Genomic DNA, 13,709 nt, shown 5'->3' with positions numbered 1-13,709 from the left:
CGGAGGCGGGATGCCTCCGGGCCGTTCGTGCGCCAGCTGGTCAGCTCAGGCGACGCCTCCGCAGCCACAGGGTCAGGCCGAGGCCCATCGTGAGCAGCGCCGTGAGAGCCGCACCGGTCCAGATCGCCCCGTCGGCACCCGTCGTCGCGAGGCTTCCCCCGCTGCCGCCACTGCCGCTGCCCGTCGCAGCCGTGACGGCGAGGTCACCCCGAGCCAGCTCGACACCCTGGGCATCGGTCGCGACGAGCGCGTGCGCGCCGGCCGGAGTCGACGCCGGGATCGTGACGGTCGCGACCGCGTCGCCTTCTGCTGACACGGTCACCTCGCCGATCCGCACGGGCTCGGAGTGCAGCCACAGCTGCACCAGCGCATCGGCCTCGAAGCCGCTCAGCTGCACGGTCACGCTCGATCCCGCGACGACCGAGCTGATGGAGGCCGTGACGGTCGCCTTCTTCCCCGGCTTCGCCTTCTTGACCTTCAACGGTGCGCTTGCGAGTTCGGCGCCTGCCGCATCCCGCACGATGACCCTGTGCTTCCCGACCTCGGCGTTCGCGGGGATCAGCAGCCGCGTCGTCAACGCGCCCTCCGCATCGACCGTGGCATCCGTCAGTCTGGTGCCGTCGAGCCAGACCGACACCGTCGACCGCGGCGCGAAGCCCGTGAGCGCCATGCCCACCGTCTCTCCGGCACGCACCGTGTCGGTGTCGAGCCCGAGCTTCGGGTCGATCACCGGGTTGCACGCGCTCAGGTCATCCGCAGGACGGGTCGCCGGAGCGTGTCCGGCCCGCGGTGCGGAGGAGCCGTAGACGGCCATCTCGGCGACCGCGGCGAACTGTGTCCCCGAGAGCGAAGAGAGCGCCGTCACGCGGATGTAGCGAGCCGTGGTCTCCGCGAAGTCCACGTCCTGCCACTCGGCCACGTTCTTCCACTCCCCCGAGGCGACGGGTGTGTACGCCTGTCCGTCCGTCGACACCGCGACCTCGTATCCCTTGATGGGCCCGTTCTGGTTCGCACCTCGGCGCAGGTACGAGATGCCGTCGACCTGCTCGGCAGCACCGAGGTCGAACGTCAGCACGTGCGGGTACGAGGTGGCCGCCGAGCTCCACCGGCTGTGCCAGAACGTGCCGGCGTTGCCGTCGAGCATGTTCGCGGCAGCGCCGTCTTCGCCCGAGGTCTCCTCCGAGCTCGCCGTCGCGGTGATCTGCGCGTTGGGGATGCGGGCCCGCGAAGACACCGACACCTCCTGCGTCGTCCCGACCGTGCGCACATCGCAGTCCGCGAGATACGTCGCCGCGATCCCGATGCCGACCGTCGTACCTGCGGCGTCCGCGGGCGCCGTGACCAGCCAGGTGGTCTCCACGCTGTCGCCGGCCGCGACCTCGTCGAACAGGTTCGATGAGTCATCGGCGACCTCGACCACGTAGCCTTCGGGCACCTCGAGCTGCACGCCGATGTTGTCCACGGCGATCGACTCGCTGTTGGTGAAGGTCGTGGTGAAAGCGGTCTGCGTGCCGGGGCTGAGCACGGCGGCCTCGCCGGACACCGTCGCGCAGGGCGTTCCTCCTGGCGTCTCGCCGAGGTCGGTGACCGTGAAGTCGTCGAGCACGAAGTCCACGTCCGGACCACCCACCCGCTCGAGTCCCACCCAGGTGTAGTCGCCGCATCCGACGATCACGTCCTGGGAGAACTCCGTCGTCTGCAGCGCCTGCGTGAGGCCGGTGCGACTGAGCGTGGTCGTGGTGACCTTCCCGCCCGCGACCGCGTCCGTGCCGGTGAGCCAGCGGTAGGCGCCGCTCGCGCCGACCTGGTAGTCGAATCCGATCCGATAGGTGTGCCCGGGCTGCAACGAGACGAGCGTCGGGTCGGTGCGGTAGACGACGCCGCTGTTCTCGGAGTGCGACATCAGCGAGTGCTCGCCGTTCAACGTCGTGTCGACGGCCATCCCGGCGAGGGCGCCGGCGTCATACGGCTTCGCCGTGTTGCGCCAGTCGCTGCTCGTGTAGGGGTCGTGTCGCCGGGAGATGCTCGTGCGCGGATCGTCGATGCCGTTGGCGTCGCCCTTCACGAACGGCCCCCAGCCCGCCGCGTTGCCCTCGAAGTCGTTCGAGTACACCGTTCCTGCCGCGAACGGCGCCGTGGTGTCGGCGGAGACGCGGGCGTTGTCGACCCGCACCTTCGCCTCTCCGGCCGCCGCCGCGACGGACACGCTCACCTCGCCCGACGCGGGGGCGAGGAAGGACACCGCGCCGCGCTGGTAGTACTGCCCGGCCTTGGAGTCGGCGCGCATGTAGTTGTACGTCGGCGAGAGGTTCCACGTTCGGTCGACTACGCCGGCGCCGGTGTCGACCGCGACGGTGACGTCACGCGTGGCGGTCGGATCGATCTGCACCTGCGCCGAGAACGCGTACCGCTGTCCCGGCGTGAGCCCGGTCACCGTCTGGGATATCGAGGAGGCGGAGGCTCCGAGGACGGCGATGTTGTCGCCCCGGGACTCGTTCTTCGCGGCGCCCACGTCGGTGCGCTCGAGCGTCACATCACCCTGCGGATGCCACACATCCAGCGAGCCTGCGTTGAAGCCGGGATCGTCGAGGCCCGCATCGTGGTATTCGACGGCCGCGCGCTGCGCTCCACCCTGCGGAACGACCACGTACGCGGTGCCCTGCTCGCCCTGGACGGTGAGCGTGCCGTTCACGGCGTCGACCGTGCCGACCTTCACTCGCCCCTGATCACCGAGTTCGAACACGTCGAAAGCCGTGTTCCCCTGGAACGCCGCCGTGAGGTCGAAGGTCTTCTCCCCACCGGACGCGCTGTAGAAGTACATCTTGTCCGCGTCGACGGGCGAGCCGGAGTCCTGATTCGACGCGAGCGACTGCCACGGGAGCAGGTAGGAGTCGCCGCGCAGCACGGTCGCGCCGTCCATCGTGACGACCCTGGTGTCGCCGTCGATGCGCACCGCCACGTCATCCGTGAACGTCGCCTGCGCACCTGCGTCATACGTCAACAGGTCGAAGTGCTGCAGGAACTTGGTCGGCAGGCTCTGCGTCCAGATGTTGTCGACGAAACCGTCCCAGTTTCGGTTGCCGACCCAGCCCTCGGCGTCGACCAGGCGCTGCTGGCCGAGCAGGGCGTCGTCGTTCCAGACGTCGGCCTGCCCGTTCTGGATGAAGCGGACCATGGTGGAGTTGATGCCCTTGTTGGTAACGCCGCCGTAGCCCAGATCATTCGGCCAGTGGGACCAGACCGTGCTGTCGACGAACTTGTCGCCCCACTCGGTCGCGACCTCGAGATCCATGGCATTGAGCTCGTCCGCGAGCTCCTCCGCGACCCAGCCGTTGGAGTAGTACACGTCGATGTAGACGCCGCTGAGGCCGGGCACCTCGTCGCGCAGCTGCTGGAAGCGGTCCAGGACCCGCCCCGTTCCGAGATCCGTCTGCTGGTTGATGTAGTACGACTGGTCGAGCCAGTTCCAGCCCGGCTTGTAGGGCGCCGTGCCGTCGAGGATCGCGGAGTCGAACGCGTTCGCCTGGGGGTAGATCTCCGTGGCGTTGACGTGCACGCTCATGTCGGCGTTGAGCTTCGCGCCCTCGTCGACGAGGGTGTTGAGGTCGGCGAGTCCGCCGGCACGCTCGTTGTAGTTCCCGCCGTAGTCGGTGTTCGCCGAGTCGTGGCCCTCGCTGCCGAACCCCTTGTTGAGCACCCACTGCCCGAGACCGTCGGTCTGGTTCGCGATGCGTTTGGTGTTGTCCAGCGTGAGGTCGAAGTAGTTCGTCGCACTGGAGGCGAAGTTGAACGGGATCCTGCTGACGACGCGCTCCGCGACCCGGTCGGCACCGAGCCGCGGAGTGTCGACCTCGCGGTACCGGATCGCAGCGTCCTGCCAGTCGACCTCGGCGTCGCCGTTGCGGTCGGCGGCGAACAGCACGGTCACCCGCGGAAGCGCGTAGGTCGTGACCCGGCTGTCGACGGCGGCCGTGGGGTGGATGAGCCAGGCGCTGGATCCGATCTCGGCCGTCCGCCCCGCCGCCTCCGTCACCCGCGTCGTCAGACGGGTGTTCCAGGAGGCTGTGCCGCCGGAGGCCTGCGTCGTCGCGTTGGTGATGACGCTGCCGACGAGGGCGCCGGTGCCGAGGAAGGCGAAGGCCGCCCCCTTCTGGCCCGTCGGCGTCGCGGCGTTCACGGCGATGTGCTCGTCGGCGTTCTTGGTGCTGTCGGGGCTGATCACCGTGCGGTCGAGCACGGCGCCGGCACCGGCCGATCCGGAGAGGAACGCGTTGTCCGGAAGGCCGAGCGTATTGACGACGGCCGTTCCCTCGATGGCAGTGACCTCGAAGCCCACCGTGCCGTCTTCCGCCACACGGATGCTGCTCCGCACCGTGACATCGATGCCGGTCAGCTGGGAGACGTAGTCGATGCCCGTCGCAGACGGCGTCGACGTGGTCGTGGCCGCGTAGGCCTTGCCGTTCACCGCCCACGTCTTCGCGGACGTGCGCTGTCCGTCGATGCTCTCCGTCCCGATCCGGTAGCCGGTGATCTGCGGGAACCCGGTGGCGACCACGGCGGTCGTGCCGCCGTTCGCGATCTCGACCGTGTCCACCGTCTCTCCGGGGCCGGGATTCTCCGGCTCCGTGACGATCGGAGGCAGCTGTTCATCGGACAGGATCTCGATCTCGCCGGCTCCTCCGCCGGTGGTTCCCTGTGCGTCGATGATCAGGAGGGCGACGAAGCGGCCGTCCTTCGCGGTGCCGAGTTCGATGCGCTGCTTCTCGCCGTCGGCAGTGGGCGCATGCAGAGTCGCTGTCGCGGCTGCGGATCCCCAGCCGCCGTCGGCCGGTGACGTGCGAGCGGCCTCCGCATCGTCGGTGACGTAGACCTCCACGGTCTTCGCCGCCACGCTCTGTCCGCGCTTGACGGAGTAGTCGAGGGCCTTCACCGAGAGCGACCGCTGCAGGTCGACGGCGATCCAGTGCGGGAACGGCGCGCTGGCCGCGTACCTCGAGGTCCATTGCGTGGTGAAGTCGCCGTCGAAGGCGCCGAGAGCCGTACCGTCGAGCGCTGGTGGCGCCGGCCACGGGTCGGACTCGCTCGACACCGCGTGCAGGCGGTAGTCCGCCTTGGGAACGGGGATCAGTTCGGCTGCCTGCGCCGCCGGCGCCTGGACGAGCACGCCGCCGAAGGCGAGGGCCGTCGCCAGCAGGGAGCTGACAGCGACCGCCGTCCGGGGCGGTCGGGGGGATTTCGACACGTCTTGCCTCTCGATCGGAGCGACGGTCGGGAGAGGGGACGCCCCGATGCGCCGCAGGTGGGTGTCATCGATAAGAATCGATGTTTGCGCTATCACCGTAGAGCGAGACAGTCGCTTAAGACAAGAGATCGGTGCGCGGAAGCGCAAACATTGGCCGAAGGTCATGCCCGCGGAGACGCCGGAGCCGCTCGCGCACCATGTGCGGAGCGGCTCTGGACGGGACAGCCTCAGGAGCCGATGAACTCCTCGGTCTCCCCGAACGAGGGACGCTCGCGGATCTCGACCCGCGAGCCGAGCCCGTCGGTGTCGAGCACCACGACCTCGTTCCGCCCCTCGCGCCACAGCGGCGCCGGGCCGTACAGCGTCTCCTGCGGGCCGACGCTCCAATAGCGCCCGAGCAGGAAGCCGTTCAGCCAGACCATGCCCTTGCTGCCGTCGGGGAAGGCGAGCCACGCGTCGAGCGGCTCGGCGATGTCGAACGACGCGACGGCGGCGCCGTCGTCTCCGCCCGCTCCGACGAGGTCAGGAGCCGTCTGGGGGATGGCGCGATGCGTCCAGCCGTTCACGAAGCGCCGTCCGATCATCACGCCGCCCATGATGCCCTTGCCTTCACCGGTGTACGGGCCGTAGTTGATGCGCCCGAGGCTCTCCACCAGGAGCGTGAGCCGCCCGCCGCCGCCCTCGACGGGAAGAGCGAGGGTCGTCTGACCGTCTCGTTCGAGCACGCCGAGGCGCCGGTCGTCGAGAAAGACGACGGCGCGATCGTGCAGGCCGTCGACCGTGAGCGTCGCGTCCTCCGGGAAGGACACCTCGGCCTCGTAGGCCACCAGCCCGTCCTCCGCGCCGAGCTGCTCGAAGGTCAGCGGCCGAGGCGACGGCTCTCCGACGGCAGGGGTCGCGCGGACGACATCGAGCAGCGAGGCCACGGGCTCCAGCGCGGTCGAAGCAGCACGCTGACGTCGGGGCTGCGGCGGCACGGGCGGGAGCTCTCCGGAATGGAAGGGCGCGAACAGCGCACGCAGCGCATGGAACTTCTCGCCCAGCGTGCCGTCCTCCCCGATCGGCGCATCCGAGTCGTAGCTCGTGACCGTCGGCTGCAGCACCTCGTCGTGATTGGCGCCGTTCCACAGCCCGAAGTTCGTGCCGCCGTGCGCCATGTACAGGCTGACCGAACCGCCCTCGTCGAGCAGCTCGCGGACGGTGCCGCCCATGCTGTCGGCGGAACGGACGTGATGCCGCTCGCCCCAGTGATCGAACCAGCCGCCCCACAGTTCGCTGCACATCAGAGCCTCGCCCTCGCGACGCAGAGCGGCGGCGACGGGGACGCCGGTTCCGAAGGTGAACGTCGTCATCGCCCCGGGGACACTGCCGTGCGCGATCATGTCGGGGGTGATGCCGTCGGCGGTCGTGAGCATCTCCACCATGCCGCGTCGACGCAGTCCCTCGCTCAGGTGGGCCAGGTACGCCGCATCGCTGCCGAACGAGCCGTACTCGTTCTCGACCTGGATCGCGACGATCGGTCCCCCGTGCGACGCCTGGAGCGGGACGAGTCGCGGGATGAGCTCGTCGTACCACGCATCGACCGCGGCGAGGAAGTCGGCATCGCTGGTGCGGAGGGCGGCCACCCGACCGGACACCCAGAAGGGGATCCCGCCGTTCGACCATTCCGCGCAGATGTACGGGCTGGGACGCAGGAAGACGTCGAGTCCGACCTCCCCGGCGAGCCGGATGAACCGCTCGACATCGCGCCATCCATCGAAGCGGATGTCACCCTCGACGCGCTCGTGGAAGTTCCAGGCGACGTAGGTGTCGACCGTGTTCGCGCCCATCGCCGCGAGTCGCCGGAGCCGGTCCTCCCAGAGGTCGGGGTGCACGCGGAAGTAGTGGATGGAGCCCGCGAGGATGCGATGAGCGACGCCGTCGCGAAGGATCTCCCCGTCGCGCCAGGACAGGGCCGGCGCGCCGATCGGCGCCGCGGAGGCCGGGGCGACGACAGCGAGGGAAGAGCCGTCGTGAGCCGAGGCGAGAAGGTCAGGCATAGCGCTCCAAGCACGAGTGTTTGCGTTCACATTATCGCATCGCCGATGTGCTCGCCTCCCGATTTTCCGCCGATTGATCGCTACCATTGGGCACATGTCACCTCGTCGCCCGAGAGACGACCGCGCCCCCAGCCAGGTCGACGTCGCCCAGCTCGCCGGAGTCTCGACCCAGACGGTCTCGCGAGTCATGTCCGGGCAGGACAACGTGCGGCCGGACACCGCCAAGCGCGTGCTCGCCGCCGTCGAGGAGCTCGGCTATCGGGTGCACGCCGCCGCCGCATCGCTCGCCTCCGGGCGCACGCGGGTGCTCGGCGTCATCGTGGTGTCCACCGACCGGTACTCCTCCGCCGCGCTCGGCGTCGGCATCCAGCAGGCCGCGGCAGCGAACGGCTACACCGTGACCACCGCAGCCGTCGCCGACCACGCCTCAGCGGAGTCGTTCCTGGAGGCGTTCGATCGCCTGGAGCGCCAGGGAGCGGAGGGCATCATCCTCGGTGTGCCGGTCGAGCTGGAGAGTCCGGCGATGAAGACCCGCACCGAACGGACCCCCGCGACCCGGAGCGAGCGCACCTCGCTCGACGAGAACGCCCCGCTCGCTGTCGACCAGAGGGCGATCGCGCGACTGGCCGTCGAGCATCTGCTCGACCTGGGGCACGAGACCGTGTGGCATGTCTCGGGAGACGACTACTGGACAGAGACCCAGCAGCGCAGCGAGGCCTGGGAGCAGACGCTGCGCGATCGCGGCATCGCACCCCCGCCGGTCATCCCGGGCGACTGGACTCCCGAATCGGGGTACCGCGCAGGGCGCACGATCGCGGCGATCCCGGAGGTGACGGCCGTGTTCGTCAGCAGCGACGAGATGGCCTTCGGACTCATCCGCGCGCTGCACGAGGCCGGCCGCAGCGTGCCGGAGGACGTCTCGGTGGTGAGCGTCGACGACATCGCCCTCGCCGCCTACGCCTCACCCGCCCTGACGACCGTCCGTCAGCCCTTCGAGGCGATGGGCCGCGCGGCCGCCCTGCGCCTCATCGCCCAGATCGAGGGTCATGAGGCGCTCGGCGAGGTGCCTTCGACCGATCCGCAGCTCATCGTCCGGTCGTCCACCGCGCCGCCGCGCGCCCGTCGCTGACGGAGTTCACCAGCGCCCGTGCCGGCGCTCCCACTCGTCCTCGACCGTGCGCCGACGACCCGCGACGATCCCGGCAGGGATCGACACCACGAGCACGGCGCCGACGACGAGGAGCGGCACCTGCCACCCTCCCGTGGTCTCGTGGAGCATCCCGACCAGCAGCGGGAAGACCGCCGCGATCGCGTAGCCGAAGCTCTGCACGAAGCCGCTGAGGGCGACTGCGCTCTCGGGGGTGCGCGCTCGGATGCTGAGCAGCACGAGACTGAGCGGGAACATGATGGCGGTGAGCCCGAAGATGCTGACCCACAGCGGCAGCGCGACGGTCGGTGCGAACAGGAGCCCGAGAAGACCGACCAGTCCCGCGCCGACCGCGACGAAGAACAGCGGCCGGGTGGCCTGGAACCGCACGACCAGGATCGGCACCAGCATCGAGCACGGCAGCCCGATCAGCGCGAACAGCGACAGCAGGAACCCGGCCGTCGCGGGAGTGACCCCGCCGATGTCGACGAGCATCGTGGGAAGCCAGGCGAACGACACGTAGGCCATGGTCGATGACGTGCCGAAGACCAGAGCCAGCGCCCAGGCGAGCGGAAGTCGCCAGAGCCGACGGAACACCTGCGGGCTGGCCGACTGCGTCGTGATCGGACCGGTGGAGGCGGCGACCGCGTCGCGCACGTCGTCGACCCCGTCGGTCGGATCCGGCACCAGGAGCTCGGTCGGCATCGGGCGGTCGTCCGCGGAGCGGCTGCGGATGAGGAGCGTGACCCACGGCACCAGGGCCAGCGCCGCGACCACTCCCCACATGCCGAGCGAGACCCGCCAGCCGAGCGAGTCGGCGACCGGGACGGCGACCAGCGGCGGCAGGAACGTCGAAGCGGCCAGCGTGGTCGAGTACGCGGTCATCATGACGCCGAGACGGTCGGGGAAGTACTTCTTCACCAGGGGCGGCAGCAGCACGTTGCCGGACCCGACGCCCGCGAACACCACTGCTGTCGCCGCGAGCAGCGTCCAGGAGTCCGGCGCGAGACCGCGCAACAGCATCCCGGCCGCCATGAGCACGATCGCCGAGACAGCCATCCGCTCGAGGCCGAACCGCCGCTCGAACAGCGGAGTGAGCAGGCCGAACAGGGCGAAGCAGACCGGCGGCGCCGCCCCGATCAGGCCGACGACCACCGGCGACACGGGGAAGTCGGCGGCCACGTGATCGAGCACCGGGGACAACGAGGCCACCGCAGACCGCAGGGAGAACGCGACGAGCACGATCCCGATCAGCGCGAGAGCCCGACCCTGCCAGAGCGGGCGCCCCATCGACGAGTTCGGGGACCCGGACATCAAGAGGTCTGCGACCCCTCCACCCACGCCAGGTACTCGTCGGACACGGTGCCGGTGACATAGCGGCCGTCGAAGCAGCTCATGTCGAGGTCCTCCAGAACGGAGCCCTCGGTGATCGCCGCCTTGAGGTCCTCGACCTCCTGGTAGACGAGGTGGTCGCAGCCGAGCTCCTCCGCGATCTCCGGAATGGTCCGCCCGTGCGCGATGAGTTCGTGGCGCGAGGGCATGTTGATCCCGTAGACGTGCGGGTGGCGCACTGGCGGAGCCGCGGAGGCGAAGGTCACCGAGGCGGCCCCGGCGTCCCGCGCCATCTGGATGATCTCCTTCGAGGTCGTCCCGCGCACGATCGAGTCGTCGATCAGCAGCACGTTCTTGCCCTGGAACTCCGTGGACATGGCGTTGAGCTTCTGGCGCACGCTCTTCTTGCGCACCGCCTGCCCCGGCATGATGAAGGTCCGGCCGACGTAGCGGTTCTTGTAGAAGCCCTCGCGGTACTCGATGCCGAGCTTGCGGGCGACCTCCATGGCTGCCGGACGGGACGAGTCCGGGATCGGCATGACCACGTCGATCTTGTCCATCGGGACGTGCTTCGCGATCGTGTCCGCGAGCTTGTCGCCCATCCGCAGACGCGACTCGTAGACCGAGATGCCGTTCATCACGGAGTCGGGTCGGGCGAGGTAGACGTACTCGAACGCGCACGGCGCCAGGTGCGTCTCCGTCGCGCACTGCTTGGTGAACAGCTCGCCGTCGTTCGTGATGAACACGGCCTCGCCGGGCTCGACCTCGCGGACGACCTCGTAGTCGCCGTTCTCCAGCACGAGCGACTCGCTCGCAACGACCCACTCGTCGCGCCCTTCCGCACCGGGGACCGTGGAGGGACGGCGACCGAGGATCAGGGGGCGGATGCCGAACGGGTCACGGAACGCGAGCAGACCGTAGCCGGCGATCACGGCGATCACGGCGTAGGCGCCCTCGATGCGCTCGTGCGTGCGGGCTACTGCTTCGAAGATGCGCTCGGGGTCGAGGTCGACGGTCGAGGTCGTGTTCTGCAGTTCGCCGGCGAGCACGTTCAGCAGCAGCTCGGTGTCGCTCGAGGAGTTCAGGTGACGGCGGTCGCGCTTGGCCATGTCGGCCGTGAGCTCACGCGTGTTGGTGAGGTTGCCGTTGTGGATGAGGATGATGCCGTACGGCGCGTTCACGTAGAACGGCTGCATCTCCTCCTCGTTCGACGCCGTGCCCTTGGTGGCGTAGCGCACATGACCCAGACCCACGTTGCCGAGCAGCGCGCGCATGTCACGGGTGCGGAAGGCCTCGCGGACCATGCCCTGCGCCTTGGCGTTGTGCATCACGCCGTTCGCCTCGGCGGTCGCGATGCCCGTCGCATCCTGGCCGCGGTGCTGCAGCAGCAGGAGTGCGTCGTAGATGTCCTGATTGACCGGGGCAGAGCCCACCATTCCGACGATGCCGCACATGGGCTTCTACTTCGCTCCGTCCGCGTAGGCGCCGACCAGGCGCACCGCTCCACCGTCGACGCCCTTGGCGCCCTGTTCGAATTCGCCGGAAGGACGCGGGCCGAAGCCGACGTTCCCGACCTGCCAGGAGGGCATGCCCTCGGCGTTCAACGCCGCGATCGCGGCATCCTTCCTGTCGGCGGCGACCACGGCGAGGAAGCCGATGCCGAGGTTCCAGGTGCCCTCCGCGGATTCCAGGGTGGAGCCGGCGATGTCGCTGAGCACGCGGAAGACCGGGCTGGGCGACCACGTGCTGCGATCGACCTCGACCCAGCTGCCCTGCGGGAGGACGCGTGCAAGGTTCGCCGCGATGCCGCCGCCGGTGACGTGAGTGAGCGCGTGGACTCCTCCGACCCCGTGGGCCCCTCCGGCCCCTTGGGCCCCTTGGGCCCCTGAGCGTGTCGAAGGGGTCGAAGGGGTCGAGGCGAGCTGGTCGATCAGCCGCAGCAGCGGGAGCGTGTACAGCCGCGTGGGTTCGAGGAGAGCCTCGCCCCAGGTGGTGCCGAAGTCGGCCGCGTTGTCGGCGTACGAGATGCCGGCACGGGTGATGATGTGACGGACGAGCGAATAGCCGTTGGAGTGCAGTCCGCTGGAGGCGACGGCGATCACCGCGTCACCGTCCTGCACGAGCTCGGCGCCGAGGACCGCATCCGCCTCGACGACTCCGGTCGCCGCGCCCGCGACGTCGTAGTCGCGCGGACCCAGCAGACCCGGGTGCTCCGCGGTCTCGCCGCCGACCAGCGCCGTGCCCGTCGCCGCACACGCCTCGGCGATGCCGCGCACGATGTCGGCGATGCGCTCCGGGACGACCTTGCCGCAGGCGATGTAGTCGGTCATGAACAGCGGCTTCGCGCCCACCACCACGATGTCGTCGACGACCATGCCGACCAGGTCCTGCCCGATCGTGTCGTGCTTGTCGATCGCCTGCGCGATCGCGACCTTCGTGCCGACGCCGTCGGTGCTGGTCGCCAGCAGCGGGCGGCGGAAGTCACGCAGCGCGCTGGCGTCGAACAGCCCGGCGAAACCGCCGACGCCGCCGAGCACTTCAGGGCCGTGTGTCGCCCGCACGGACGACTTCATCAGCTCGACGGCGAGATCACCGGCAGCGGTGTCGACGCCGGCTTCGGAATAGGGGTTGGTGGGGGAGGCAGCCACCCTCACAGCCTACCGTCCGCAGCCGGTCCGACTCTCCGCACGGACGGACCTCGGATCCGAGGGTCTTCCCCGCCTACGATGGGGCCATGTCCGACAAGCCGCAGTGGCTCATCCGCGAAGATGCGAGCGTCCCGGTGCTCGTCGCGCTCGCGCTGCGGCAGGCGCTGGGGATCAGGGTGCCGGACGACCTTCCCACGCTCCGCGAGCTGGGGGTCAGGGCTCCGGATGCCCCGGACGCCTCGCCGGCGGTCGAGGCTCAGTGGCGCGACTACTGGGACATGACGGTCGAGCCCCGGGCGCATCCGTCGGGCGTTCCGCTCGAGCTCATCGACGGCTTCGACACCCTCGTCGCGCTGCCGGCGACCGGCGCGGAGGAGCTCGCCGCGGCGATCGCCCCGCACGCGGAATCCGCTCTCCGCTACGCGCGCGCCGCGCACGACCGGTACGTCTCCTCGATGAAGAGCCACACCGGAGGAGACGCCTACCGCGCGTACGCCAGCGCCATCGCGGAGTTCGAGCGCGAGATCGGCCGCCGCGCCCACTCGTTCGAGCTCAACGTCCAGGTGCTCCCCTTCTCTCAGCGGGGCATCTGGTGGGTCGGCGCCCTGACGGTCGCAGTGACCGACGGCCTTCGCCGCGACGTCGTGGCCTTCGATGCCGCCATCCGCCCCGTGATCGCCGAGCTGGCCTAGCTCCGGCGCCCCGCGCGATCCGCCGAGTGCACGGGAACCCGCCGAGTGCACGGGATGCAGACGCGCGAAAGCCGTGCGCTCGGCGGGAAGCCGTGCGCTCGGCGGCGCTGGGCGGCGCGGGGATCAGTCGTCGATGACCGTCTCGCGGTCGACCTGCACGACGCGGTCGTGGCGCCGGGCGACGCGCTCGAGGACGAGGCCGACGACCCCGCCCAGGGCGAGGCCGATCGGCACGGTCCACAGCAGCAGGAAGCCGAAGACCTGACCGGGAGGGTAGACGACGTCGAGCGCCTGCGATTCCTCGAAGCTGCCCGTCCAGGTGAGGATGGCGGCGGCGATGATGCCGACCACGACGCCGATGCCCATGAGCACGCCGCCGAGATCGGCCGCCGCGCCCACTCGTTCGAGCTCAACGTCCAGGTGCTCCCCTTCTCTCAGCGGGGCATCTGGTGGGTCGGCGCCCTGACGGTCGCAGTGACCGACGGCCTTCGCCGCGACGTCGTGGCCTTCGATGCCGCCATCCGCCCCGTGATCGCCGAGCTGGCCTAGCTCCGGCGCCCCGCGCGATCCGCGCGATCCGCCGAGTGCACGGGAACCCGCCGAGTGCAC

The 13,709-nt window shown here is 69.9% G+C and carries 8 protein-coding genes and 1 pseudogene; 3 read left to right on the top strand and 6 right to left on the bottom strand.

All coding sequences use genetic code 11. The features are described 5' to 3' along the window. Positions 1-40: 40 nt before the first annotated feature. Both CSX12_RS02490 and CSX12_RS02485 read right to left on the bottom strand, forming a co-directional pair. Complete coding sequence (locus CSX12_RS02490; RefSeq protein WP_124894732.1) at positions 41-5,242, bottom strand: endo-alpha-N-acetylgalactosaminidase family protein; 5,202 nt, start codon at positions 5,240-5,242, stop codon at positions 41-43. A 227-nt stretch (positions 5,243-5,469) separates the two neighbouring features. Next, entirely contained in the window at positions 5,470-7,281 is a 1,812-nt protein-coding gene (locus CSX12_RS02485) for a beta-galactosidase family protein (RefSeq protein ID WP_124894731.1), read from the bottom strand. Positions 7,282-7,375: 94 nt separating this feature from the next. On the opposite strand from CSX12_RS02485, the gene CSX12_RS02480 reads away from it, so the two are divergent. After that, positions 7,376-8,410 carry a LacI family DNA-binding transcriptional regulator gene (locus tag CSX12_RS02480; protein WP_017204290.1) on the top strand — a complete coding sequence of 345 codons (1,035 nt, stop codon included), beginning with the start codon at positions 7,376-7,378 and terminating at the stop codon, positions 8,408-8,410. Positions 8,411-8,416: 6 nt separating this feature from the next. On the opposite strand, the gene CSX12_RS02475 is transcribed toward CSX12_RS02480, so the two are convergent. From CSX12_RS02475 to purM, 3 genes are read right to left on the bottom strand one after another with little or no spacing between them, the layout of a single operon-like run. Continuing rightward, a complete protein-coding gene (locus tag CSX12_RS02475) occupies positions 8,417-9,742 on the bottom strand; it encodes an MFS transporter (RefSeq protein ID WP_124894730.1) in 1,326 nt (441 codons plus the stop codon). Beyond that, positions 9,742-11,214: an amidophosphoribosyltransferase gene (purF, locus tag CSX12_RS02470; protein ID WP_017204288.1), complete on the bottom strand. Its 1,473-nt coding sequence runs from the start codon at positions 11,212-11,214 to the stop codon at positions 9,742-9,744. The genes CSX12_RS02475 and purF overlap by 1 nt, the downstream gene beginning before the upstream one ends. A gap of 6 nt (positions 11,215-11,220) precedes the next feature. Further along, positions 11,221-12,408 (bottom strand): phosphoribosylformylglycinamidine cyclo-ligase, encoded by a 1,188-nt coding sequence (gene purM, locus CSX12_RS02465; protein ID WP_206427132.1) that lies wholly within the window; start codon positions 12,406-12,408, stop codon positions 11,221-11,223. Positions 12,409-12,494: 86 nt separating this feature from the next. On the opposite strand from purM, the gene CSX12_RS02460 reads away from it, so the two are divergent. After that, positions 12,495-13,100: a hypothetical protein gene (locus CSX12_RS02460; protein WP_017204287.1), complete on the top strand. Its 606-nt coding sequence runs from the start codon at positions 12,495-12,497 to the stop codon at positions 13,098-13,100. 123 nt (positions 13,101-13,223) lie between these two features. Here the strand turns inward: CSX12_RS02460 and CSX12_RS18440 are convergent, their stop codons facing one another. After that, on the bottom strand, positions 13,224-13,499 hold the full coding sequence (locus tag CSX12_RS18440; RefSeq protein WP_164479502.1) for a potassium transporter Trk: 276 nt from the start codon (positions 13,497-13,499) through the stop codon (positions 13,224-13,226). Here CSX12_RS18440 and CSX12_RS18815 point away from each other — a divergent pair. Further along, positions 13,482-13,649: pseudogene (locus tag CSX12_RS18815) on the top strand (zinc-binding alcohol dehydrogenase); the annotation flags it as partial. The gene CSX12_RS18440 and the pseudogene CSX12_RS18815 overlap by 18 nt on opposite strands. Positions 13,650-13,709: the final 60 nt, after the last annotated feature.

This window comes from Microbacterium sp. Y-01 (assembly GCF_003856715.1).
GTDB lineage: Bacteria > Actinomycetota > Actinomycetes > Actinomycetales > Microbacteriaceae > Microbacterium > Microbacterium algeriense.
The sequence above is the reverse complement of the archived record's forward strand: the minus strand, read 5'-3'. Positions and strand labels throughout refer to the sequence as shown.